Source organism: Arthrobacter ipis, assembly GCF_014694315.1.
In the GTDB taxonomy this organism is placed as follows: Bacteria; Actinomycetota; Actinomycetes; order Actinomycetales; family Micrococcaceae; genus Arthrobacter; species Arthrobacter ipis.
Genome location: NZ_JAAOXD010000003.1, coordinates 766,301 through 789,324, shown reverse-complemented (window position 1 = coordinate 789,324; position 23,024 = coordinate 766,301). Strand labels below are relative to the sequence as shown.

Sequence of the window (23,024 nt, the reverse complement as noted above, 5' to 3'; positions counted from 1 at the left end):
GTCAGACCTGCCTCAAGGGAGTTGCTTGAACAGGGGATCAGGAACGGACGGCCTGCTGGGGCGGGGAGTTCACACCAGCGGCGGCGGCCTGAACCTTGCCCACGTGCTCGGCAGAGCTGCGGATCTCGGGCCAGTTCTCGGTTGCGGCCTTCACAGCATCCGGGACCAGGTGCAGGTTTGCCGCGGACAGCGCACGCTCGGCGTCGTCCGGTTCCGGCACGGTCTGGTGCTTGGAGAGCACCGTGATGCCCGAGTCGGTCACCTTGAAGCCGCGGGCGCGGTCGAGGTCCGGATCCAGGCCGATGGCCGCTCCTGCGGGGACCTTGACGTTCTTGTCGATGATGGCCCGGCGCACCACGGCGCCCTTGCCGATCGTCACCTTGTCCATGAGCACCGAGTCAATGACGCGGCTGGCAGAGTCGACGTAGACGTCGTTGGACAGCACAGAGCCTTCCACGATGCCGCCAGAGATGACCACGCCGCTGGCCACGATTGAATCGAGGGCCGTTCCCACGGTGTTGTTGTCGCCGCGCACGAACTTGGCAGGCGGGGAAATGCTCTGGCGGGTGTAGATGGGCCACTCGGAGTTGTACAGGTTGAACACCGGCAGCGGCGAGATCAGGTCCATGTGGGCGTCGTAGAAGGAGTCGATGGTGCCTACGTCACGCCAGTACGTCCGGTCCCGTTCGGTGGAGCCGGGAATGTCGTTGAGGGTGAAGTCGTAGACGCCGGCCTGACCCTGGTTGACGAAGTAGGGGATGATGTCCCCGCCCATGTCGTGCTTGGTGTCCAGGCGCTCGGCGTCAACGTGGAGCGCATCCACCAGGGCGTCGGCGTCGAAGACGTAGTTGCCCATGGAGGCCAGGAACTGGGTGGGGTCAGCGGCCAGCCCGGGGGTGGACGCGGGCTTTTCCACGAACGCCGCGATCTTCTGGGGGTCTTCGGGGTCCACCTCGATGACGCCGAACTGGTTGGCCATGTTGAGCGGCTGGCGGACGGCCGCCACGGTGGCCTTGGCACCGCTCTTGACATGCTGCTCGACCATCTGGAAGAAGTCCATGCGGTACACGTGGTCCGCGCCCACCACGACGACGATGTCGGGGTTGGCATCGTGGATCAGGTTCAGGGATTGGTAGATCGCGTTGGCACTGCCCAGGAACCAGCTCTTGCCGACGCGCTGCTGGGCCGGAACCGAGGCGACATAGTTGCCGAGCTGGGTGGACATGCGCCAGGTCTCGGAAATGTGGCGGTCAAGGCTGTGGGACTTGTACTGCGTCAGGACCACGATCTGGAGGTACCGGGAGTTGACGAGGTTGGACAGCGCGAAATCGATAAGCCGGTAACTGCCGGCAAAGGGCACGCCTGGTTTGGCCCTGTCTGCCGTCAGCGGCATGAGTCGGTTTCCCTCGCCCCCGGCGAGGACTATGGCCAGGACTTTCTTAGTTGACGGCATGGTCGCTCCTGTACGCCTTCGTATCTCCCCAAAAAATCCGGTTTGTCCGGACTTTCTTCACACTAGAACAGTTCAACCGTAACGACTACCTTGGGTAACGTGCGAATAGACATTGTGACTAAAGAATTCCCGCCTGAAATCTATGGGGGCGCGGGCGTCCACGTGGCTGAGCTAAGCCGGGTCCTGGCCCAGCATGTCGACCTTCAGGTGCGCGCTTTTGGTGCGCCCCGGGATGCCGACTATCATGGCGCCGCCGTGACCTCCTACTCGGTGCCCGAGGATCTGGGTTCGGCGAACGCCGCCGTGCAGACACTCGGTGTGGACCTGCGAATCGTTCCGGACGTTGCCGGCGCGGACCTGGTGCACTCGCACACGTGGTATGCCAACATGGCCGGCCACCTGGCATCGCTGCTGCACGGCATCCCGCATGTGCTCAGCGCCCACAGCCTGGAACCGCTGCGGCCCTGGAAGGCTGAGCAACTGGGCGGCGGTTACGCGCTGTCCTCGTGGGTGGAGAAGACCGCCTATGAGGCGGCTGCCGCAATCATCGCCGTGTCCGAGGGCATGCGCCAGGACATCCTGCGCAGCTACCCGGAGGTGGACCCGGAGAAAGTCAAGGTGGTGCACAACGGCATCGACGTCAGCCTGTGGAACCGCGACGAAAACGATGACGTCATCCGGACCCTGGGCATCGACCCCGCCCGCCCCAGCGTGGTGTTCGTTGGGCGCAACACCCGGCAGAAGGGTGTCCCGTACCTGCTGCGGGCCGCCGCTAAGCTCCCCGCGGACGTCCAGCTGGTCCTCTGCCTCGGCGCGGCGGATACGCCGGAACTCGCGGCGGAGACCGCCCGCCTGATCGAGGAGCTGCAGAGCCAGCGAAGCGGCGTGGTGCTGATCGAGCGCATGCTTCCCCGCAATGAGCTGATCCAGGTGCTGAGCCACGCCACCGCTTTCGCCTGCCCCTCCATCTACGAGCCGCTCGGCATCGTGAACCTTGAAGCGATGGCCTGCGGAGCTGCCGTGGTGGCCAGTGCAACCGGCGGCATCCCCGAGGTGGTCAACCACCGCGAGACCGGCCTGCTGGTGGAGCTCGAGCAGGTGACCGACGGCACGGGCACGCCGCTGGATCCGGAGAAATTCGTCACTGAGTTCGCCGCGGCCCTGACCGAGGTCGTGTCGGACCCGTCCCGTGCACGCGAAATGGGCCGGGCCGGCCGCAAGCGTGCCGAGGAGCACTTCTCCTGGGAGTCGATCACCCAGACCACGCTGGACGTCTACCGGTCAGTGCTCAAGTAGTACAACGCCATAAACGCCCGACGGCGGAGACCTCCTTTGGTGGGTCCCCGCCGTCGGGCGTTGAGCTCAACTAGCGGCGCGGCGTAAGTGACTTCTCCGGCACGGGGGCCGTTCCGCTGGCGCGCTGCACGCGGTAGTAATCCCGTGCCTCGTCCTGGCGGACCTTTTCGGCGCCGGTGGCGATAGCGGCGCGGAGGTGCGCCGGGCCGTAGCCGAAGGCATCCACAAGGTCCAGCGCGTGCGGGCGCAGCTTGACCAGGAGCCGGTTTATGTACCCGCCTACGGTCCGTGCGCGCTGCATCGAGAGCCTGCCGTTCATCAGGTACCACGCGAGGTTGTCCTCGATGAGGGACAGCCCAAAAAGATCGCGGAGCCAGGTCAGCACAGTCCTGGTTCCCGGGTCGGTGACCTTGCCCAGCGCCTCGGTGAAGGCTTCCCACTGCAGGAGTTCGGCGTGCGCCCGGGCGGCGTCGATGAGCTCGTCCTGGTGCTGGTTGAACACCGCGGACGCTTCGCGCTGCGGAAGCCGGTTGGCGCCCCTGAGGGCAGCGGCCGCTTCGGCAACCATCGTCTGGACCCGGTCCGTGAGCAATGCGCGCTGGCTTTCCTCCTCACGGAGGGCAATGGCGGCCTTCTGGACGGAGCCGTTGTCCGCCACGAACTGTGCCACCTGGCGCAGGCCGGTGCGGTGGACGGCGGTGCCGGCGGCCTGGTTGACCACATACCGTGCCAGCACACCGAACGTGGCGCTGCGGAATTCCTTGGCGTAGTCGGCCAGCAGCCGCTTGGCCACGAGCTGCAGCAGGACGGTGTTGTCGCCCTCGAACGTGACGTAGACGTCCAGGTCGGCGCGGAGGGACGCGAAGCGGTTCTCAATAAGGAACCCGGCACCGCCGCAGGCTTCGCGGCATTCCTGCAGCGTATCCAGTGCGTGCCAGGTACTCAGCGGCTTCAGCGCCGCGGCCAAGGTTTCCAGGTCCTGGCGGTCCTCGTCGGAATCGTGGGCGCCGGAAAAGACGTCGTCCAGCTTTCCCAGCAGCTGCTCGTGCGCGAAGCCCGCGGCGTACGTGGTGGCCAGCCGGGTGAAGAGCCGGCGCTGGTGCCGCTGGTAGTCCAGCAGCACCTCTTCCTCGACGGGGGATGAGGCATTGAACTGCCGCCGTTCGGTTGCATAGGTGATGGCCGTTTTCAGAGCCAGCTTGGATGCGGCGACGGCGGCACCGTCCAGGCTCACGCGGCCCTGCACCAGCGTGCCCAACATGGTGAAGAAGCGCCGTCCGGGGCTCGGGATGGGCGAGGTGTAGTTGCCCTCGGCGTCCACGTCGCCGTAGCGGTTGAGCAGGTTGGTGCGGGGGATGCGGACGTGCTCGAAGTGCAGGCGGCCGTTGTCGATGCCGTTGAGCCCGCCCTTCACGCCGTCGTCCTCGCCGCCGATCCCCGGCAGGAAAGCCTTGGTGACGGGGTCGCGCAGGTCCACGTAGAACGCGTGCACGCCGTGGTTGACCCCGCGCGTCACCAGCTGGGCGAACACCACGGCGCCGAGCCCGTCGATGGCCGCGTTCCCGATGTAGTCCTTCCAGGCCGCGCGGAACGGGGTGTGGATCACGAACTCCTGCGCGTCCGGATCATACGTTGCCGTGGTGGCGATGCTGGCGACGTCTGATCCGTGTCCGGTTTCGGTCATGGCAAAGCATCCCGGGATGTCCAGGTTCATGATGCCCGGCAGCCACTTCCGGTGGTGTTCGGCCGTGCCGAGGTGCATGACGGCCGAGCCGAACAAGCCCCACTGGACGCCCGCCTTGATCTGCAGGGACGGATCGGCGGTGACCAGTTCCTCAAAGCCGGCGATGTTGCCGCCGTGGTCGTCCGACCCGCCGAAGCCGGCGGGGAAGGCGCGGTGCACGGCGCCGCTGTCCACCAGGTGCTTCAGCTGGCCGAAGGTGCGTTGACGGTGCTCCGCGTGCGTGAGCCCTTCCGCCTTGTGCAGCTCCTCGCGTGCCGCCAGCTCACGCGCCTGCCGGCGGACGTCGGCCCACCTGCCCAGCAGCAGCTCACCCAGGGCAGCGACGTCGACGGCGGGCAACGGCCCTGCCGTCGCCGGGACCCCCGGCCGGCCGGACGCTGCATGGGTGGTGGTGCCCGCCGGGCGGTCCGCTACTTCAGTCATGTCGATCCCTTCGTTGGTACTGGACCTTCGTTGGTTCTGGTCCCTCGTTGGTTCTGGCAGCTTCCGGTGCTATTGAATGTCCGTGAGTTCCGGCGCGATGCCGACGCACAGCCAGTCGGTGATCTGCCGTGCCATGGTGTCCTGGTCCGGTTTGGCGGGGGAGTCCGGACTGGCCAGCCACTGCTCGCCGGCGTTGCGCACCAGGCCGATGGCGGCGTTGGGCCAGTAGCCGATCACGGACTCCTTGCCTTCGCCGAGGTGGGTGCGCATGGGCGTGGCGATCATGTCCGCAATAGCCTCAAAGAAGTGGCCGAGAGCGCCCGCCGTCGTGATAGTGGTGGGACCGCCGTCGGACTCCGCAGCGGAGTATCGGGTGACAAAGACGTAGACGTTGGGGCTAGTTTCAGCCATCTGGAGGTAGGCCGAGACCATGGCGAACAAGCCCTGCCGGGGCGTCTGCGCGCTTAGCGCCGCTTCCTTGATGCGCTGCTGCATCTTCCCCAGCACCACTTCCCCCACCGCCTGCTGCAGGCCGGCCTTGTCACCGAAGTACCGGTAGAACACCGATTTCGACGTGCCGGCCGCCGCGGCAATGTCCTCCATGGAGGCATCGCTGCCGAGCGCGTGGACCGCCCGCCGGGCGGCCTTGATGAGTTCCCGCCTGCGTTCTTCGCGGTGCCCCTGCCATCGGGAGGCGCGGCCGTCCACCGGTTCTGCGGGTGAGTGCGGAGACGCGGGCGGAGGAATCGAGTTCACGATACCCAGCGTATCAGGTACGCTGGGTATCGATAACCAGCCGGATCAAAGGAGATAGCACATGCCCATGGATGGACAGCCTCAACCCGTGCGAAAGGCCGTGGTGGTCGGCGGCAACCGGATCCCGTTCGCCCGGACGGGCGGCGCCTACACCAAGTCGTCCAACCAGGACATGCTCACCGCTGCCCTGGACGGCCTGATCGCCCGCTTTGGCCTGCAGGAGGAACGCATCGGCGAGGTCGCCGCAGGCGCCGTCCTCAAGCACTCCCGGGACTTCAACCTGACACGCGAAGCCGTCCTGGGCTCTGCGCTGTCACCGGAAACTCCCGCCTATGACCTCCAGCAGGCCTGCGCCACCGGCCTGGAAACAGTGCTGGGCCTGGCCAACAAGATCAGGCTCGGCCAGCTGGACTCGGCCATCGCGGGCGGCGTGGACTCCGCCTCCGACGCCCCCATTGCCGTCAGCGAAGGCCTCCGCGAGGTGCTGCTGGACCTCAGCCGCGCCAAGACACTCCCGCAGCGGCTCCAGATCCTGGCCCGGCTGCGCCCCAAGGACCTCGCCCCGGACGCGCCGAACACCGGAGAGCCCCGCACCGGACTGTCGATGGGTGAGCACCAGGCCCTGACCACGGCCCAGTGGAACATCTCCCGCGAGGCGCAGGACGAGCTTGCCCTCAACAGCCACCGGAACCTCGCCGCCGCCTACGAAGCCGGGTTCTTCGACGATCTCCTCACGCCCTACCGGGGGCTCACCCGGGACTCCAACCTCAGGCCGGACACGAGCCCCGAGAAGCTGGCGTCGCTGAAGCCTGTGTTCGGCCGGAACCTGGGCTCGGAAGCCACCATGACGGCCGGCAACTCCACGCCGCTGACGGACGGCGCTTCCACGGTGCTGCTCGCTTCGGAGGAGTGGGCGGACGGGCACGACCTGCCCAAGCTCGCCACCGTCCTGGACGGCGAGGCAGCCGCCGTCGATTTCGTCCACGGCAAGGACGGGCTGCTGATGGCGCCGGTGTTCGCCGTCCCGCGCCTGCTGGCACGCAACGGCCTCACCTTGGACGACATCGACTACTTCGAGATCCATGAAGCCTTTGCCGGGACGGTGCTGAGCACGCTCGCCGCCTGGGAGGACGACAAGTTCGGCCGCGAGCGCCTCGGGCTGGACGGTGCCTTCGGCAAGGTCGACCGGTCCAAGCTGAACGTCAACGGATCGTCCCTGGCCGCCGGACACCCGTTCGCTGCGACGGGCGGGCGGATCGTCGCCACGCTGGCGAAAATGCTGCATGAAAAGGGCACTACCGGCGGGCGTCCCGCCCTGGGACTCGTGTCCGTCTGTGCCGCCGGCGGCCAGGGCGTCGTCGCGCTGCTCGAGGCGTACTCGGAAGGAACCACACCGGGGGACATCCATGACTGACACCTACGCAAGGCTGGTTAACCAGGGCCTCGGACGGGATCTGGCCCGGAAGCTCGGCCTGCCGCAGCCGGCCGAGCTTCGGCGCTACCGGCCCGGGCAGCCACTGATCGACGGGCCGGTCCTGGTCGGCGGCTCCGGACCCGGCGCTGACGGGATCGCGGCGGCACTGCTTTCCTGGGGCCTCGACGTCCGCCGCCACGCTGTTCCCAGGGAAAAGCTTGGCGGAATCGTGCTGGTCCTTGATGCCGTCGAAGCGCCCGTCGACCTGGAGCAGCCGGTCCTGGCGGCAGCGCCGTCACTTCGCGATCTCGCCCCCGGCGGACGCGTGGTGACTGTATCGCGCGTGCCCGGCGGAACGCCGTCCACGGCCGCCGCCAGGCAAGGCGTGGACGGGCTGCTGCGCTCCTTGGCCAAGGAACTGCGCGCGGGCGCCACCGGCAACGGCATCCTCTTGGCAGAGGACATCAGTCCCACCGCCCCGTCAGCCCTGGGGGCGCTGCGCTTCTTCCTCTCCGGCCGGTCAGCGTTCGTGGACGGCCAGTTCGTCCGCGTCAGTTCCGCGGACGGCAGGATGCCCGACGACGCCGGCGCACCGCTCGCCGGGAAGGTCGCCGTGGTGACCGGCGCCGCCCGGGGGATCGGCGCGGCCATCGCCCGGACACTGCACCGCGACGGCGCCACCGTTGTGGCGGTGGACGTTCCCGCGGCCGGGGACCACCTGGCCGAGGTCGCCAACGGGATCCGCGGGACCGCGCTGCAGCTGGACATCACCCGCGGCGACGCCGGGCAACGAATCGTTGACCATGCCGTGCAGCGCCACGGCCGGCTCGACGTCGTGGTCCACAATGCCGGCATCACCCGGGACAAACTGCTGGTCAACATGGACCAGTCCCGCTGGGGTTCGGTCATTGATGTGAACATCACCGCCCAGCTGCGCATCAACGAGGCTCTCCTTGCCTCCGAGCACTTCCGTTCCGCGCCGCGCATCGTTTCGGTTGCCTCCACGAGCGGCATCGCCGGCAACCGCGGACAGACCAACTATGCGGCGTCCAAGGGCGGGGTGATGGGCATGGTCCGGGCCACCGCACCGCTGCTGGCGGAATACGGCGGTTCGATTAATGCCGTGGCGCCTGGATTCATCGAGACAGAGATGACCGCGCGGATTCCCTTCGCCACCCGGGAGATTGCCCGGCGGCTGAATTCCCTGCAGCAGGGCGGGCATCCGGGGGACGTCGCCGAGGCTATTTCCTTCCTCGCGGGCGATTCCGCCGGGGGCATTTCCGGAGAGGTGCTGAGGGTGTGCGGACAAAACCTGGTGGGGGCATGACCGGCGGCCAGCCCCTCATCCTGGGGGAGATGCCGTCCCTCTCCAAGCTGTATGTGAACGCGGCGGCCACGGCGGCCCGCCGCAGGATTATGGGCTCGCATGCCGCCGACGTGCTGCCCGCCGTGAGCCACGAGGTCCGGGATGTCCGTCCCGACGTCGAAAACCTCACGGCGTACCAGCACCTGCTGGGCGAGACTGCCAGTGACGTGCTGCCGGCGGGGTTCATCCATGCCCTGGCGTTTCCTGTGGCCATGAGCGTCATGAACCGCGACGACTTCCCGCTGCCCCTGCTGGGGATGTTCCACCTGCGGAACGTGATTGAGTACCGCAGGCCGGTCAGGTTCACTGAACTGCTGGACATTGTGGCCAGGGCGGAGACGCTCCGGGCACACCGCGCGGGGACACAGCTGGACATCGTGGCGGAGGTACGCACTTCCGGTGGCGGCGACATCTGCTGGACCGGCGTGTCCACCTACCTGGCCAAGGGGGTGTTCCTGCCCGGCATCGACAAGGCCTCGGCAGCAGTCGCGCCGCAGGGTTTTTCGGCTCCGGACCCCACGGCCCTCTGGCAGCTTGGCGTGGACACCGGCCGTGCCTACGCTGCCGTGTCCGGGGACTTCAACCCGATCCACCTGAGCGTACTTTCCGCCAAGGCACTGGGCCTGCGCCGGTCCATTGCCCATGGTATGTACCTGGCGTCGAGGGCGCTGGCGGACGTGGGCGCGGCCAAAGGCGACTCGTTCCGCTGGGAGGTGGGGTTCGAGGCCCCGGTTTTCCTTCCCGCACGGGTGGCGTTGGACATTTCGACGGCGGAGGCCGGGGACGGCGGCTGGCTGCGGTCCGGCTACGTGGCCTGGAATCCGCGGTCCGGCCGCAAGCACTTCAGCGGATCGGTGGCGGCGCTGTAGCACGGGCGTGCTGTGGCGCGTGGCTGCGGCACGGGGGCGGTGCTGCGGCGGGGGCTACCTGCTGCTCGGGTTAGCCACGCGCAGGATGCGGTGCAGGCTCAAGAGGATTGATCCTGCGGCGCTCGGAGTGCCGGCCTCACTGTCCTCGGAGGCGGTGCGGTCCTCGAGTGCGGCGACCGCCGAGCGAGCTGCCTGGTAGAGCTCTGCCTGCCGGTCGTCGTCGTCCTCCTCCGCCGACCTGAGCACCTCGCCCACCGCGGCGATGGCCTCCGCGAGCGGTTCGCTGTGGGGCAGCGGGATGGTGAAGGGCATGTCTTCGTTCCAGATGACGTCGGCGAGTACTTCGGTCATGTCCTGGATGTGGAAGGTGATCTGCTCCAGCTGGCGGACGGTGCGGTAGTCCTTGTCCACGTCCCGGGGATGGAACCGACGGCGCGGGTTGGCCTCCCGGCTGGCGTCAGCCTTCTGGACCGCTGCCCGGACCGAGCGGGCTGACTGGGCCAGATCTTCGGAGCGGCGCGACCAGTCCTCGTGTTCGGGCGGCCATTTTTCGTGCATCGCCTCTGCCATGTCCTGCAGCTGGCGGGCCAGCGAGAGGCGGAACTCCGCGAGGCTGAGTGCTGCAGCGTTGAAGTGCAGCGGGGGAAACACCAGCAGGTTGACGGCGATGCCGACGGCGACGCCCACGCCCATCTGGAGCAGGTAGCCGAAGGAAAAATCGTCCGGGTTCTGTCGGCCCACCAGCAGCACCAGCAGGGCCGCCGTCGGAATCCAGTCACGGCCAGCGGCCAGGCGCGGCAGCCCGGCCAGCAGGATGCCCAGTGCCATGACAAAACCCACGCTGAGCGGCGTGGCGCCAAAACTGAGCAGGAGAAATGCCAGGGCGATGCCCGCACCCAGCCCCACAAGGGTCTGGAGACCCTGACGCATCGAACCGGCCACGTTCTCGTACATCACCACCAGGGCGCCGAGCGGGGCGTAGTATGCGTAGTGGGCGGCGGCCCCGGGCATGAAGGGCGCCACCCAGAACGCGATGCCCGCCGCAAGACCTGCCTTTGCAGCGAGTTGAACGCGCGGTGCAGCCAGGGCGCGGGCAACCCTGGTGGACACTGACCGCCAGACCCTGCGCGGCAGGATATCTTGTGCCATCTTTTTTCCAGCCATGGCCGCGCCGCTAGGCGGCTCCGTGGCCGGCGGCCACTTCCTCGCCGGCCTTCACCGGTCCCGGCGGAGTGCCTTGGCCGAAGGGGCTTCCTCCCAGGGACTCCCGCCCGTGGGCGGTCAGCCACCCGGACAGCTCGGGGCCGGCGGGGACGATCTGGGTGGGATTAATGTCCTCGTGCACTATGCAGTAGTGCTGCTTTATCTGCACGAAGTCGATGGTGTCACCGAAGCCGGGCGACTGAAACAGGTCCCGGGCATAACCCCACAGCGCGGGCATTTCGCTGAGCTTGTTCCGGTTGCACTTGAAGTGGCCGTTGTAGACGGCATCGAAGCGCGCGAGGGTGGTGAAGAGCCGGACGTCCGCCTCTGTGATGGAGTCGCCCACCAGGTATCGCTGGCCGGCGAGCCGTTCCTCGAGCCAGTCCATCGCGTGCCACAGCCGGGTGTAGGCAGCATCGTAGGCCTCCTGGGACCCGGCGAAACCGCACCTGTAAACACCGTTGTTGACCTCAGTGAAAACGCGCTTGTTAACACTGTCGATTTCCCCGCGCAGGTGCTCCGGGTACAGCTGCGGCGCACCCGGGCGGTGGAAGTCGGTCCATTCCGTGGAGAAGTCCAGCGTGATCTGGGGGTAGTTGTTGGTCACCACCGCGCCGCTGGCAACGTCCACCACAGCGGGAACGGTGATGCCGCGGGGGTAGTCCGGGAACCGGCGGAAGTAGGCTTCCTGCAGCCGCTCGATGCCCAGCACGGGGTCCTTGCCGTCGGCGTCCAGGTCAAAGGTCCAGGACCGGGCGTCGTGGGTGGGGCCGGGCTGGCCCAGGCTGATGACGTCCTCGAGCCCCAGGAGCCTGCGGACGATGACGGTGCGGTTGGCCCACGGGCATGCCCGCGCGGCAATCAGCCGGTAGCGCCCCGGTTCCACGGGCCAGCCTGGTTCACCGTTCGGGCCGGGCGTGCCGTCCCGGGTGATCCGGTCCTCGATGTAGTTGGTGTCCCGGTTGAACTCGCCGCCGGTGACGTACGCGCCCTTGGTGCTGTGTGGTTCTCGGCTGTGGGGCTCGGCGCTGTGAAATTCGGTGCCTTGCGGTTCCCCCGCGTGGCGTCCCTTGCCGTGTGCTTCGACTGTGCTGGTCTTCTCACTCATGGCTCCAGACTATGTTGCCGCTCCAAAGACCCGCGACATCGGCTGCCAGGCAACCAGCCAGCAGGCCGCCACCACCAGGGAGAAGAGGGCGATCCAGACGCCGGAGGGCACTGCTGTGGCGCGGTAGAGGATGTAGGCGTCGGAGGACCGCAGCTGGTCGCGGCGGCGGAGGTGCACATTGGTCAGCTTCAGCAGGTCCCGGACGGCGGCAACGAGAAGGGCCACGCCCAGGATGATGGCCACGTGGCCGGTGAACGCGGCGGGCACATTGATGATCATGGCCGCCACCGCCGCCACCGCCCCAAGGAGGATGAGCACGCCGGCGGCGTTGCGGATGAAGATCAGCGACGCCAGCAGGATCAGCAGTCCGGCAGACATGGCGGCCGGGCCCCAGCCGCTGAAGCCCGCCCATACCAGCGAGGCGCCGGTAACGCCTGGAACGGGATAGCCCCAAAAACCTGACCATATGGCGGCGGCGCGCCCACGGGTATAGGACGTGGTGGTGCCGCCGTGATTCAGGTGCAGCCGGATGCCGCCCAAACGCTGGCCGCTGGTCAGGGCAGCAAAAGCGTGCCCCAGTTCATGGGTCACCGTGGCGAGCAGGCCGAAATATCGCCATGTGACATTGGGGACGGACAGCGCCGCCGCGATGAGCACAACCGCCAGGAGCTCAGTGACGGAGACCGCGGGAACAGCCGTCTGGGTGAATCCGGCAGCCACCCGGTCCCACCATTGTTCGGGCAGGGACGGGCCGGGGACTTGCACATAAATCATAGGAATCAAGGCTACAGGGGCATTGGCTTTGGACCCGCTCACAGCCCGGGCAGGGTCGGCGGATCCTCCATCAACGATGAGGCGTCATCAGGGACCACCAGATGCAGCATGCTTTCCACGGGGGCTTCGCCCATCGCGATAAGGAGCTCATTGATAGACATCTGCCCGGCAAGTTCACCGGGATGTTCCTCTTCCATACATAGAACATATGTGCGAAGACCGCCGGCAGCGGAGAAGGACACGCGGCAACACCCGATCCTGGGCGGTACCCGTCCCTTGCAGTGCGGGTTTCTGCACGGTGCGGGGTCCTGGGCAGCGCTGTGTGCTGGTCGCTACAGGCCAGCGGGTCCACGATTGAGGTACACACCCCTGTCGAGAGAAGGAAGTCATGGCCACGCTGAAGGAACGCCTGCACGGGGACGTCGTTGCACATCTGAAGGAGCACAACAAGGTAGCCCTGGGCACCGTGCGCAGCGTCCTGGGCGAGATCGAGACCCGCGAGAAGTCCGGCAAGACGCCAGTGGAGCTCGACGACTCGCAGGTGACGGCATTGCTGCAAAAGGAGGCGGCGAAACGGCGCGACACCGCCCGCATCTACACCGAAGCGGGGGAAATGGAGCGGGCCGCCGCGGAAGTCGCCGAAGCGGAGGTTATTGAGGCGTACCTGCCGAAGGCCCTCACCGCCGCCCAGGTGGAGGGCATCGTGGACGAGGTCATCGACGGTTTGCGGGCGGACGGCACGGAGCTGTCCGTACGGCACATGGGCGCGGTGATGAAGCCGGTGACGGCCCGGGTGGCAGGCCGCTTCGACGGCAAGGCCGTGAGCGATATCGTCCGCCAGCGGCTGACCTGAGCCGGGTGGGGCGGGGGGACCTTCAAGTTATCGACACTGCCCGGCGATGGACACTGCCTGCCAATCGGCACTGGACGGCGATCGACACTGCCCGGCAATGGGAGGACGATAAAAGTACACCAACTGTTAGGAGGTCGGTGATGTGCTACTCATCGTGTGAAGGATGGCGGAATTACAGGAAGGAAGCGGCCAAGGAGGCCGAGGGACGCCCGGAAGCAAGGCCGGCCGAGACCCCCGAGCCCCAGGTGCAGGCAGAGGAAAGCAGGATGTGGGCCTACCTCGCCCGGCTGGAGGAAACCGCTGACCGTGACCGCATCCGCGAGAACGCGTAGGCACAGCAAAGAAAGGCCCCGCCGCTGCGGGGCCTTTCCTTCTGCCTGCGGCCATACTTCAGGAGGCCGGATGGCAAGTGCTTTGCTACCGAAGTCCCGCTGCTATGTCCTGTCCGATCCGGTGCAGCAGCGCGGCGGAAAGTTTGGGGTCTTTGGAGGAGTCCCTGTCCGTGTACTCCGCCAGCGTGTACACCCGGTTCAACGACATCTCGGACCAGCGCTCCTGCGGGAGCAGTGACCGTCCGGCCACTGCGATGATCGGGCGGCCGCCCGAGCGGCGGGCGACCGCGGCGGGAAGCTTGCCGGCCAGCGTCTGTTCGTCGATGCTGCCCTCGCCGGTGATGACGACGTCGCAACTGTCCTTGCGGGTGTCGAAGTCCAGCAGGTCAAGGAAGTAATCGGCACCTGACACCTGCCTTGCCCCGAGCAGCAGGCAGGCGTAGCCCAGTCCGCCTGCGCTTCCGGCACCTTCGTGCCCTGCCAGGGCCGCGGCGTCGGGGATGCCTGCCTCTGACAGCCTGGCCACGAGGTGCGCCAGGCCGGCGTCGAGGGCCGCGATCTCCGTGGACCCGGCGCCTTTCTGCGGTCCGAAGACGGCGGGGGCGCCGGTGGGACCGAGCAGCGGATTGTGCACATCGCTGGCCACGATGAGCTCTGTATCAGCGAGTTCCGGCAGAACTGCGCGGTGGATGGAGTGGATCTGGCCCAGGGTCCTGCCGTTGCCGTCCAGCTGCCGCCCGTTGGCGTCGAGGAAGCTGTAGCCCAGGGCGGTGAGCATTCCCATGCCGCCGTCGGTGCTGGCGCTTCCGCCCAGTGCCAGGACGATCCTTGCAGGACGAAGGCTGAGGGCGAACAGGACGGCTTCGCCGAAGCCGCGGCTGGAGGCGTTCAGCGGCTCCAGCTGCTGCCCTTCCGGAAGCAGTGCCAGTCCGCAGGTGTTGGCCACCTCGACCACTGCCGTGTCGCCGTCGAAAGCGATGCTGGACTGGACCGGCTGGCCGGTGGGGCCGGCCACGGTGTAGCTGCGGCGGGTGAAGCCGGCGGCGACGGCGGCGTCGACGCTGCCGTCGCCGCCGTCGGCCAGGGGAAGCAGCTCGCACTGCACCGCTCCGGCCGTGCCGGGCACATCAGCTGCGGAGCGCAGCCCCGCGGCCAGCGCCTGCGCGACCTCGGCCGCGGTGAGGCTGCCTTTAAACTTGTCGGGGGCGATGAGGGTCCGGACGGTTTTCGGGGCGGTGGTGCTGGTCATGTTAGACGTTTTCCGAGTAGGCGGGGCGGCGGTCAGCAGACGGTGAAAGTTCGACGTCGGCAGCATGCTTGGGTGCCGGATCCCCGGATGCGTGGTGCTTGGGGTCGTGGTGGCCGTATTCGGTCAGGTCGTCGTCGATGTCAGTGACGTCGTCGACGTGCACGGGGTCCTCTGCGGGCATCGGTTCGACGGTTTCTCCGGCGAAGACGCGGCGTGCGCGGTCGGCGTCGAGGGTGCGGTCCCACCAAGCGATGAAGAGCGTGGCGACGGCGTTGCCGGTGAAGTTCACGATGGCGCGGCATTCGGACATGAACTTGTCGATGCCGAAGATGAGCATGATGCCGGCGGCCGGGATGGTGCCGATGGTGGTCAGGGTGGCGGTCAGGGCGATGAAGCCGCCGCCGGCGACGCCTGCTGCGCCCTTGGAGGTGAGCAGCATGACGGCGAGCAGGCCAAGCTGCTGGCCGATGGTCAGGTCCGTGTTGGTGGCCTGGGCGATGTAGAGGGCTGCCAGGGAGAGGTAGATGGCGGCGCCGTCGAGGTTGAAACTGTAGCCGGTGGGCACGACGAGGCCGACGGTTTCCTTCTTCACGCCGGCGTGCTCGAGCTTGCGCATCAGGCCGGGGAGGGCCGGTTCGGCGGTGGAGGTGCCCAGGATGAGCATGTATTCCTCTTTGAGGTGCCGGATCATCGTGAAGATGTTCAGCTTCAGGAACGCCATGACGGAGCCGAGGACCACCACGATGAACAGGATGGACGTGGCGTAGAAGAGGGCGATGAGTCCGCCCATGCTGGTCAGCGAGGACACGCCGTACTTACCGACAGCGAAGGCCATGGCGCCGAATGCACCCAGCGGAGCGGCCTTCATGATGAAGCTGAGGATCTTGAACATCACCGCGGTCAGGCGCTGCACGCCGTCCAGGACGGGGGCTCCGACCTTGCCCATGGCGTTCAGGGCGATGCCGAAGACGACGGCGATGAAGATGATCTGCAGGATGTCGCCCTCAACGAACGGGCCCACGATGCTGTTGGGGATGATGTGGGTGAGGAACTGCCACCATTCCTGGTGGGCGCCGGCGTCGATGAGCTTCGCGGCGGACTCGGAGGTTTTGATGGTGGACGCGTCGGCGTTGACGCCGTCACCGAGGCGGAAGACGTTGATGGCCACCAGGCCAAAGACCATGGCGCAGATGGTTCCGATCTGGAAGTAGGTCAGGGCCTTCAGGCCCGTCGTGCCGACCTTCTTCAGGTCCGCGACGCTGGCGATGCCGCCCACGATCGTGAGGAACACGATGGGGCCTATGAGCATCTTCATCGAGTTCACGAAGGTAGTGCCGATGGGCTCCATGGCAATGCCTGTGGACGGCGCGAGCCAGCCGACCAGGATGCCGATGAGAATGGCGGTCAGTACCCAGAAGTACAGCTGCCTGTACCAGCGGGTTTTGCGGGCAGGCGCTGCCTGACCGGCGGTGGTGATGTGGTCCATGATTCCTACCTCATTGTGGAACGTCTTTGGAGAAAGTTAGGGGGATAGCTCAGCGGCGTAAGCGGCGTAAGCGGCGTCCCGAGGGCCCCGACGCGAGCCTGCGAGCGTTGGGAAGGGACCTCCGCGGGGTCCCAACACGAGCCTGCGAGTGTCGGGAAGGGACCTCCGCGGGCGGCCGGCTGGCCGCCGTCGTCCGTTTAAGTCAGCCGGCTAGACGGTTGCCAGGGTGCTGGTCAGGGCCTTGATGATGGCCTCGGTGACGTCTTCGGTGTTGGCTTCGCCGCCGATGTCGCGGGTCAGGTACCCGGCGCCGGTGGTCTGCTCGATGGCGGCCTCCACCTTGCGGGCTTCCTCGTGCAGGCCGAAGTGGTCCAGCATCAGGGCGGCGCTGGCGATCGCACCGATCGGGTTGCTGATGCCCTTGCCGGCGATGTCCGGGGCGGAGCCGTGGACCGGTTCGAACATGGACGGGAAGCGGCGTTCCGGGTTCAGGTTGGCGCTGGCGGCCAGGCCCAGGCTGCCGGCCAGTGCCGAGCCCAGGTCCGACAGGATGTCGGCGTTCAGGTTCGAGGCCACGACGACGGAGAGGTCCTCGGGCTTGAGGATGAACTTCGCGCTCATGGCGTCGACCAGGACGCTCTCGGTCTGCACGTCCGGGTAGTCCAGGGCCACGCGGTTGAAGACTTCATCCCAGAGGACCATGCCGTACTGCTGGGCGTTGGACTTGGTGACCGAGGAAACCTTCTTCACAGTGCGGGTGCGCGCCAGGTCGAAGGCGAAGCGCATGATGCGTTCGCAGCCCTTCTCGGTGAACAGTGCGGTCTGCAGGGCCACTTCGTTGCCGGGGCCGCGGCCGCTGAGGTTCCGGCCGCCGAGGCCCGCGTACTCGCCTTCGCTGTTCTCGCGGACAACGATCCAGTCGAGTTCGGTGTTGTCCGCCTTCCGGAGCGGGGACTCGACGCCGGGGAGGAACTTGACCGGGCGGATGTTGGCCCACTGGTCGAAGTTCTGGGTGATGTTCAGGCGCAGGCCCCACAGGCTGATGTGGTCCGGGACGTTCTCCCAGCCGACGGCGCCGAAGTAGATGGCGTCAAAGTCCTTCAGGGCATCCAGGCCGTTGGGGTCCATCATCTGGCCGGTCTTTTCGTAGTAGCCGCAGCCCCAGGGGAACTCGGTCCAGTCGAAGGCGAACTTGCCGCCGGAGTTCTCTGCCAGGGCGTCGAGGACGCGGCGGCCGGCGGAGACGACTTCCTTGCCGACGCCGTCTGCGGGGATTGAAGCGATGCTGAATTTCTGGGTGGCGCTCATGTGCCTACCTCCTCGTTGAGTTTGATGGCAGCGTGGTCCTGTTAGCGGGGTCACACTGTTTTCTTCCTCTTCAAGTAGACGGCCCGGCGGCTATTCGCGTCCAAGACTTAGTTTCGATACGGCAGATAGGTTCTGCCTATCCTTCCAGCGACTGGTCGGCGTCTGGTTCCTTGACCACGTGCAGCTCAGCAACTTTCAGAAATGCACGGGCAGCGGGTGTCAGGCCGTCCTTCCGGCTCAGGATGGCCACGTCCAGGTGGAAAACGGGCTCGATCTGAACGGTGCGCAGTCCAGCCTTGTGCGCCGTCGGCGCCCAGGATGATGGCATGACGGCGTGTCCGACGCCCGCCAGCACCAAGGGCAGAATCGAGGTCCGGTGCGCGACTTCGACGACGATTTCAGCTTTGACGCCATGGGCAAGGGCGTCGTCCACGAGCCACCGCATCAGTGATCCGCGCTGGCTGGCGATCAGCCGGTGCCCGTCCAGGTCCTCCCGCTGGATGGTGCTCCCGGCGGTGAACGTGTCCGCCTGGGGGTTGACGATGAGGATGAGCGGCTGGCGTTCCAGGTCCAGGACGTTGACTCCCGGGACCCGGATGGGACTGGAGGAACCGGCCAAGCCAATTTCGGTGCTGCCGCTGCGGACCGACTCGACAACCTCCTCCGGAGTGAAGGCGGCGCTGACGTTGAGGCGGACCTCCGGGTGCAGCCTGGTGAACTCGGCGGTCATGGAGGTCAGCGGCTCGATGCCGGGGGAGGGCATGGTGATGATGTCCAGGCGCCCGCTCCGCAGGCCGCGGAGCGCCTGCACGGCGGACTGGGCAGCGTCCAAGTCCCGCATCACCAGCCGGGCGGGGCCCACCAGTTCCTTTCCGGCCTCGCTGAGGACAGCCCGGCGCCCGATGCGGTGGAACAGCGGCACGCCCAGGTCCTTCTCCAGGCTGGCGATGGTCTGGGACAGGGACGGCTGCGCAATGAGCAGGTGCTCAGCCGCGCGGTTGAATCCGTCGTGGTCAACCACCGCCAGGAAATACTTCAGCTTCCGGGTGTCCACGCCAGCTCCTTCCCGGTCCGCTCTGCTGTTTGGCCCGGACCCGGCCCCGCCCCTTCGTGGCGGAGGCCTGCCGGGGCTCTGATAGCTTACGCCTATCAGCGGCCGCGGACGTGATGGACTGGCCGCCGACAAGTACGGAGTCGGCCAGGACAAGGCCGGTGGCCGGTGCGCTGGCAAGGAGCTGGTCCAGTTTGGCCCGGTTCAACGCGCCGGTGAAACTGTTGGCATACTCTGAGCATGGCCGTCACCTTCGAATGCACCTCGCGGACAACCATCGGGATGACCGAGCTGTTCGACCTCTCCCGGAGCATAGACGCCCACAAGGACTCGATGGCCCGTTCCCGGGAGCAAGCCGTTGGAGGCGTCACGTCGGGGCTGATCGCCTTGGGGCAGGAGGTCACTTGGCGCGCCTGGCACTTCGGGCTGCCGATACGCATGACGAGCCGGATTACGGAGATGCAGGCACCTCACTACTTCGTCGATGAACAGGTCCGGGGGCCGTTCCTTCGCTTTCGCCACGTCCATGAATTCAGTGAGGTCCCGGCCGGAACTGTCATGGTGGACCGGATCGACTTCGCGGCGCCGTTCGGGCTTTTGGGACGCCTGGCGGAAAAACTCGTCCTGGCGCGCTATCTCCGGAAACTCATTGAGACGCGCAACCAGCACCTGACCGCCGGAGTACGGGCTGAATGATGCTCCGGCGGTCAAGCAAAGGGACCCTGCCTACTGAACTGGGAGTTTCTGCAGGGCGAGCTCCTGTTCCGCCGCCTTGCGGGACTTCCTCGACTGGGCGAACCGAAGGTAGAGCGACGGCACAATAAACAGGTTGAGCAGCGTGGAGGTCAGGAGTCCGCCGAGGATGACCACGGCCATCGGGTACTCGATCTCATGCCCCGGCACATCCCCCATGAAGACCAGTGGCACTAGGGCAAGCCCGGTGGCAAGGGTGGTCATGAGGATCGGGGAAAGCCGTTCACCGGCGCCCCGCAGGACGAGTGACCCGCTGAACGGAACCCCCTCGATCCTTTCCAGATGCTGGCAGTGGCTGATGAGCAGGATGCCGTTCCGGGCCGCGATTCCCATGACGGTCAGGAACCCCACGAGCGAACCCAGTGACAGTACCCCGCCGGTGAAGTACGCGGCCAGGACCCCTCCTACGAGCGCGATGGGCAGCGTCAGGAGGGCCAGGACGGCCAGCCGCCAGCTGCGGAAGGACGCCTGGAGGAGCACGAGGATCAGAATCAGCGCAGCAACCGCGAAAATCATGAGTCGATCAGTGGCTGCCTGCCGTTCCGTGTATTCGCCCAATAGCTGGACGCTGTAGCCGGCGGGCAGGTTGAGGGACTCCAGGCGTTCCTGCAGCTGTGTGACAACCCGGCCAAGGTCCGCTCCGGAGTCGATAAAGGATCCCACCTCGACCCTGCGGGAACCGTTCGTGCGGTCGATGAGGTTCGGGGTGGCCTGAACGCTGACGGCGGCGACGTCGGAGAGGCGCACGCGCTTCCCGCTTGGCGTATCGATGGGCAGGTCCTGGATAGTGGTGACGCTTGCCCGGGTTTCCGGTGTACTCCAGACCTGGACGTCGTAGGCTATTCCATCCCGGAAGACGTCGCCCACCTCTTCCCCGGCCACGAGTGTCGCAGCAGCGCGCCGCACGTCTCCGGGCTTGAGGCCATACTTCTCCGCCGCGGCCAGGTTCACCTTTACCGCGATCTGCGGGACCTCGACTTCAAGGGAGATGTGTGGATCGTCGGTCCCGTCTATTTCACTGAGGACTTGCTTGACCCTCTGGGCCTGCTCGCGCAGCACGTCAAGGTCGTCGCCGTAGACGCGGACGAGAATTGGTTCGCTAGCACCTGTCAGGACCTCTTCGATCCTTTCCTTCAGATAGGTCTGCACGTCGCGGTGAAGGCCCGGGTATCCGTCCACGACTTCCTGGACGGCTGCGACTGTCTTCTCGTAGTCGGCGTGGCGGTCGATGCTGATCCAGTGTTCGCCGGCGTTGACGCCAACGATCTCGTCAGCCTGGAAGGCCTGGCCGATGTGCGTTCCGCAATTGAGGACGCCGGGTACCTTGAGGAACGCCGCGCAACCCCGCTGGGCAATGCGGTATTCCTCTGCCGCCGACGTGCCGGGTTCCGACACCCAGTGCATCAGGAAGTCGCGTTCCTTGAACGTGGGAAACAAGGACTGCCCAAGCAGCGGGGCGATCGCCAGGCCGACCAGCGCGAGAGCCCCGAACCCGACGTAGCCATAGCGCGGCCGGTTCATGATGCGGGACAGGACCGCGTGGTACCCGCGCTTGAGCACCCGGACCAGCGGTGGATCGCGTTGCTCCAGCTTTGCCCTGGCCAGCAGGATCAGGGCAAGTGCCGGCGTTACCGTCAGGGCCACGAGCATTGATGCCAGGACGGCCAGTGTGTAGGACACGGCGAGCGGCCTGAAGAACACTCCCGTCAGCCCGTCCAGGAAGAAGATGGGAAGGGCAGCCACCACGATGATCAAGGTGGCATAAACGATGGGGCTCCGCATTTCCAGGGAGGCCTTAAGCACCACAGAGGCCGTCGATTCGCCGCCGCCGCGGCTGCGGTGCTGGCGCAAGCGGCGCATGATGTTTTCGACGTCGATGATTGCGTCGTCGACGACGACCCCCACCGCAATGACCAGCCCGGCCAGGATCATGGTGTTGACCGATCCACCGGTTAAGTACAGCACCATGATGGCGGTGAGGAGGGAGAGCGGAATGGCGATCAGGCTGATGAGTGCTGTCCGCCACTGGAACAGGAACGCGCTGAGGATCATGACCACCAGCAGGCAGCCCAGGAGGAGGGCAAGGCTCAGGTTGGAAATGGCCTCCTCGATGAAGCTCGCCGGACGGAAGATGGTGGTGTCGAAGGTGATGCCGCTCATGCCCGGCTGCAGTTGGTGAAGGGCTTCCTCAACGCCCTTCGTCACCTCGAGCGTGTTGCCCCAGGGGAGCTTCTCGACAATAAGCATCAGCCCATGGCCGTTGTTGATGACGGCATCACCAATCAGCGGCTGATGGTCCTCGACCACCCGCGCAACGTCGCCCAGGTGCAGTGCGGTGCCGTGGTCTTCGCGGATGGTGACACGGGCCAGGTCCGCAGGGCTGGTGATGGGCTGGACGTGGCGGATGCTCATCTGCTGGTTCGGGCTGCCGACGAAGCCGCCGGTACCGATGAATTTTCCGGGTGAGTACTGGAGCAGGCCTGCGTCCACAGCCCCGGCCGTTACTTCCATGACCTGGTTGAGCGAGACATTCTTGGCTTTGAGCTGCTCCGGCTGAACCTGGACCTGCAGCATCTGGAGCCTCTCGCCCCAGATGGCCACGTTGGCCACGCCGGGGACCCGCAACAGGCGGGCCCGGATGGTCCAGTACGAAAGCATGGACATCTCGATCATGGACCGGCTGGACGACGTCATGCCGATTTTCATGACGCGGCTGGTCGAGGACAGCGGTTGCAGCATCACCGGGGGAGCGGCCCACGTGGGCAGGGCCGCCGTCACGGCGGCCATCCGTTCGGATACCTGCTGCCGCGCGTTGAGCAGGTCAGTGCCCTGTTTGAAGATCAGGATGATCGAGGACAGCTGGGGAACTGATTTTGACCTCAGCTCATCCAGGCCCGGCATTCCGGAAATGGACGCCTCGATCGGCACGGAAACGAGTTCCTCCACTTCCTGGGCCGTTAGCCCCAGGCACGCAGTCTGGATCTCGACCTGCGGGGGCGCGAACTCCGGAAAAACATCCAAGGATGCCCTACTGAGCTGGACGGATCCCAGCAGCATCACCACGCAGGCGAGGGCGACAACTATCGTCCTGAACCTGAGGCTGACTCCTACTATCCACCGCATGTCAGCTCGCCACATCCAGCTCAGCGCCGAATAGCTCCTCGGCCCCCAGGGTCACCACAGTCGTGCCCGGGGCCGGACCGTCGCTCAACGTGGCCTGTTCGCCGTCGATCCGCTCCACCGTGATGGACCGGCGGACGTAGACCTGCGGGCCAGCAATCGTATAGACCCAGGTTTTTCCTTCGCTGTCGTAGAGGACCGCCAGGTAGGGCACGGTGAGTTTCCCGCTCTTGGCATCCAGTTTGGTCGTCGACGTCTCAAGGCCGATGTTCCTGGCGGCGTGTTCGTTCAGTGTGATGCGCTTCAGGTCGGTCCCGGGCACCTCTTCAAGGCTCGCCGCAGCGTCGCCGGCGGACGCAGTCTCCGTCGAGTGCTGGCTGCAGGCCGGCAATGCGGGTGTGAGGAGACCCAGGACGATAAGAACCATCAGGCCGCGCATCCGCGGCGAGGTCGTTGTCATGATGCA

At 66.4% G+C, this 23,024-nt stretch carries 20 protein-coding genes; 7 read left to right on the top strand and 13 right to left on the bottom strand.

Annotated elements, in window-relative coordinates; genetic code table 11:
- Positions 1-37: 37 nt before the first annotated feature.
- Positions 38-1,453 (bottom strand): glucose-1-phosphate adenylyltransferase, encoded by a 1,416-nt coding sequence (glgC, locus tag G9E11_RS10695; RefSeq protein WP_190605431.1) that lies wholly within the window; start codon positions 1,451-1,453, stop codon positions 38-40.
- Between the two features lie 99 nt (positions 1,454-1,552).
- On the opposite strand from glgC, the gene glgA reads away from it, so the two are divergent.
- Entirely contained in the window at positions 1,553-2,749 is a 1,197-nt protein-coding gene (gene glgA / locus G9E11_RS10690) for a glycogen synthase (RefSeq protein WP_311764344.1), read from the top strand.
- A gap of 70 nt (positions 2,750-2,819) precedes the next feature.
- Here glgA and G9E11_RS10685 read toward each other — a convergent pair whose 3' ends face one another.
- The gene (locus G9E11_RS10685; RefSeq protein ID WP_190605427.1) at positions 2,820-4,916 is read right to left on the bottom strand and encodes an acyl-CoA dehydrogenase family protein; all 2,097 of its coding nucleotides are present in this window, start codon (positions 4,914-4,916) and stop codon (positions 2,820-2,822) included.
- A gap of 69 nt (positions 4,917-4,985) precedes the next feature.
- Positions 4,986-5,672 (bottom strand): TetR family transcriptional regulator, encoded by a 687-nt coding sequence (locus tag G9E11_RS10680; protein WP_311764343.1) that lies wholly within the window; start codon positions 5,670-5,672, stop codon positions 4,986-4,988.
- Positions 5,673-5,733: 61 nt separating this feature from the next.
- Here G9E11_RS10680 and G9E11_RS10675 point away from each other — a divergent pair, with 61 nt between their 5' ends.
- Genes G9E11_RS10675 through G9E11_RS10665 form a run of 3 tightly spaced genes read left to right on the top strand, consistent with a single transcriptional unit; the run spans position 5,734 to position 9,321 of the window.
- Complete coding sequence (locus G9E11_RS10675; RefSeq protein WP_190605424.1) at positions 5,734-7,086, top strand: acetyl-CoA C-acetyltransferase; 1,353 nt, start codon at positions 5,734-5,736, stop codon at positions 7,084-7,086.
- Complete coding sequence (locus tag G9E11_RS10670) at positions 7,079-8,413, top strand: 3-oxoacyl-ACP reductase (RefSeq protein WP_190605423.1); 1,335 nt, start codon at positions 7,079-7,081, stop codon at positions 8,411-8,413. The genes G9E11_RS10675 and G9E11_RS10670 overlap by 8 nt, the downstream gene beginning before the upstream one ends.
- Complete coding sequence (locus tag G9E11_RS10665) at positions 8,410-9,321, top strand: MaoC/PaaZ C-terminal domain-containing protein (protein ID WP_190605421.1); 912 nt, start codon at positions 8,410-8,412, stop codon at positions 9,319-9,321. Before G9E11_RS10670 ends, G9E11_RS10665 begins: the two co-directional genes overlap by 4 nt.
- 54 nt (positions 9,322-9,375) lie before the next feature.
- Here the strand turns inward: G9E11_RS10665 and G9E11_RS10660 are convergent, their stop codons facing one another.
- From G9E11_RS10660 to G9E11_RS10645, 4 genes are read right to left on the bottom strand one after another with little or no spacing between them, the layout of a single operon-like run.
- Positions 9,376-10,470, bottom strand: a complete 1,095-nt coding sequence (locus tag G9E11_RS10660; RefSeq protein WP_190605419.1) for an FUSC family protein — start codon at positions 10,468-10,470, stop codon at positions 9,376-9,378.
- A gap of 25 nt (positions 10,471-10,495) precedes the next feature.
- Entirely contained in the window at positions 10,496-11,632 is a 1,137-nt protein-coding gene (locus G9E11_RS10655; RefSeq protein ID WP_190605417.1) for a glutathione S-transferase family protein, read from the bottom strand.
- A gap of 9 nt (positions 11,633-11,641) precedes the next feature.
- A complete protein-coding gene (locus G9E11_RS10650) occupies positions 11,642-12,406 on the bottom strand; it encodes a M50 family metallopeptidase (protein ID WP_190605415.1) in 765 nt (254 codons plus the stop codon).
- Between the two features lie 38 nt (positions 12,407-12,444).
- Complete coding sequence (locus tag G9E11_RS10645; RefSeq protein WP_190243154.1) at positions 12,445-12,603, bottom strand: hypothetical protein; 159 nt, start codon at positions 12,601-12,603, stop codon at positions 12,445-12,447.
- A gap of 191 nt (positions 12,604-12,794) precedes the next feature.
- On the opposite strand from G9E11_RS10645, the gene G9E11_RS10640 reads away from it, so the two are divergent.
- Both G9E11_RS10640 and G9E11_RS10635 read left to right on the top strand, forming a co-directional pair.
- Positions 12,795-13,259 carry a GatB/YqeY domain-containing protein gene (locus G9E11_RS10640; RefSeq protein ID WP_190605413.1) on the top strand — a complete coding sequence of 155 codons (465 nt, stop codon included), beginning with the start codon at positions 12,795-12,797 and terminating at the stop codon, positions 13,257-13,259.
- A gap of 140 nt (positions 13,260-13,399) precedes the next feature.
- A complete protein-coding gene (locus G9E11_RS10635; RefSeq protein ID WP_190605411.1) occupies positions 13,400-13,591 on the top strand; it encodes a hypothetical protein in 192 nt (63 codons plus the stop codon).
- Between the two features lie 85 nt (positions 13,592-13,676).
- Here G9E11_RS10635 and G9E11_RS10630 read toward each other — a convergent pair whose 3' ends face one another.
- From G9E11_RS10630 to G9E11_RS10615, 4 genes are all read right to left on the bottom strand, one after another.
- Positions 13,677-14,840: a glycerate kinase gene (locus tag G9E11_RS10630; protein WP_190605409.1), complete on the bottom strand. Its 1,164-nt coding sequence runs from the start codon at positions 14,838-14,840 to the stop codon at positions 13,677-13,679.
- 1 nt (position 14,841) lies between these two features.
- Positions 14,842-16,326 (bottom strand): C4-dicarboxylate transporter DctA, encoded by a 1,485-nt coding sequence (gene dctA / locus G9E11_RS10625; RefSeq protein WP_190605408.1) that lies wholly within the window; start codon positions 16,324-16,326, stop codon positions 14,842-14,844.
- A gap of 210 nt (positions 16,327-16,536) precedes the next feature.
- Positions 16,537-17,634 carry a tartrate dehydrogenase gene (locus G9E11_RS10620; protein ID WP_190605406.1) on the bottom strand — a complete coding sequence of 366 codons (1,098 nt, stop codon included), beginning with the start codon at positions 17,632-17,634 and terminating at the stop codon, positions 16,537-16,539.
- A gap of 136 nt (positions 17,635-17,770) precedes the next feature.
- The gene (locus tag G9E11_RS10615; protein WP_190605404.1) at positions 17,771-18,688 is read right to left on the bottom strand and encodes a LysR family transcriptional regulator; all 918 of its coding nucleotides are present in this window, start codon (positions 18,686-18,688) and stop codon (positions 17,771-17,773) included.
- Between the two features lie 237 nt (positions 18,689-18,925).
- Here G9E11_RS10615 and G9E11_RS10610 point away from each other — a divergent pair, with 237 nt between their 5' ends.
- Complete coding sequence (locus tag G9E11_RS10610) at positions 18,926-19,381, top strand: SRPBCC family protein (protein ID WP_190605402.1); 456 nt, start codon at positions 18,926-18,928, stop codon at positions 19,379-19,381.
- A gap of 30 nt (positions 19,382-19,411) precedes the next feature.
- Here G9E11_RS10610 and G9E11_RS10605 read toward each other — a convergent pair whose 3' ends face one another.
- Together G9E11_RS10605 and G9E11_RS10600 are read right to left on the bottom strand one after the other, a co-directional pair.
- Complete coding sequence (locus tag G9E11_RS10605) at positions 19,412-22,561, bottom strand: efflux RND transporter permease subunit (RefSeq protein WP_190605400.1); 3,150 nt, start codon at positions 22,559-22,561, stop codon at positions 19,412-19,414.
- Between the two features lies 1 nt (position 22,562).
- A complete protein-coding gene (locus G9E11_RS10600) occupies positions 22,563-23,018 on the bottom strand; it encodes an efflux RND transporter periplasmic adaptor subunit (protein WP_194717999.1) in 456 nt (151 codons plus the stop codon).
- Positions 23,019-23,024 lie beyond the last annotated feature (6 nt).

Coding starts and splice junctions, on each gene's coding strand:
- glgC (WP_190605431.1), bottom strand. CDS start 1,453: ATGCCGTCAACTAAGAAAGTCCTGGCCATAGTCCTCGCCGGGGGCGAG.
- G9E11_RS10685 (WP_190605427.1), bottom strand. CDS start 4,916: ATGACTGAAGTAGCGGACCGCCCGGCGGGCACCACCACCCATGCAGCG.
- G9E11_RS10675 (WP_190605424.1), top strand. CDS start 5,734: ATGCCCATGGATGGACAGCCTCAACCCGTGCGAAAGGCCGTGGTGGTC.
- G9E11_RS10670 (WP_190605423.1), top strand. CDS start 7,079: ATGACTGACACCTACGCAAGGCTGGTTAACCAGGGCCTCGGACGGGAT.
- G9E11_RS10665 (WP_190605421.1), top strand. CDS start 8,410: ATGACCGGCGGCCAGCCCCTCATCCTGGGGGAGATGCCGTCCCTCTCC.
- G9E11_RS10660 (WP_190605419.1), bottom strand. CDS start 10,470: ATGGCACAAGATATCCTGCCGCGCAGGGTCTGGCGGTCAGTGTCCACC.
- G9E11_RS10655 (WP_190605417.1), bottom strand. CDS start 11,632: ATGAGTGAGAAGACCAGCACAGTCGAAGCACACGGCAAGGGACGCCAC.
- G9E11_RS10650 (WP_190605415.1), bottom strand. CDS start 12,406: ATGATTTATGTGCAAGTCCCCGGCCCGTCCCTGCCCGAACAATGGTGG.
- G9E11_RS10645 (WP_190243154.1), bottom strand. CDS start 12,603: ATGGAAGAGGAACATCCCGGTGAACTTGCCGGGCAGATGTCTATCAAT.
- G9E11_RS10640 (WP_190605413.1), top strand. CDS start 12,795: ATGGCCACGCTGAAGGAACGCCTGCACGGGGACGTCGTTGCACATCTG.
- G9E11_RS10635 (WP_190605411.1), top strand. CDS start 13,400: ATGTGCTACTCATCGTGTGAAGGATGGCGGAATTACAGGAAGGAAGCG.
- G9E11_RS10630 (WP_190605409.1), bottom strand. CDS start 14,840: ATGACCAGCACCACCGCCCCGAAAACCGTCCGGACCCTCATCGCCCCC.
- dctA (WP_190605408.1), bottom strand. CDS start 16,326: ATGGACCACATCACCACCGCCGGTCAGGCAGCGCCTGCCCGCAAAACC.
- G9E11_RS10620 (WP_190605406.1), bottom strand. CDS start 17,634: ATGAGCGCCACCCAGAAATTCAGCATCGCTTCAATCCCCGCAGACGGC.
- G9E11_RS10610 (WP_190605402.1), top strand. CDS start 18,926: ATGGCCGTCACCTTCGAATGCACCTCGCGGACAACCATCGGGATGACC.
- G9E11_RS10605 (WP_190605400.1), bottom strand. CDS start 22,561: ATGCGGTGGATAGTAGGAGTCAGCCTCAGGTTCAGGACGATAGTTGTC.
- G9E11_RS10600 (WP_194717999.1), bottom strand. CDS start 23,018: ATGACAACGACCTCGCCGCGGATGCGCGGCCTGATGGTTCTTATCGTC.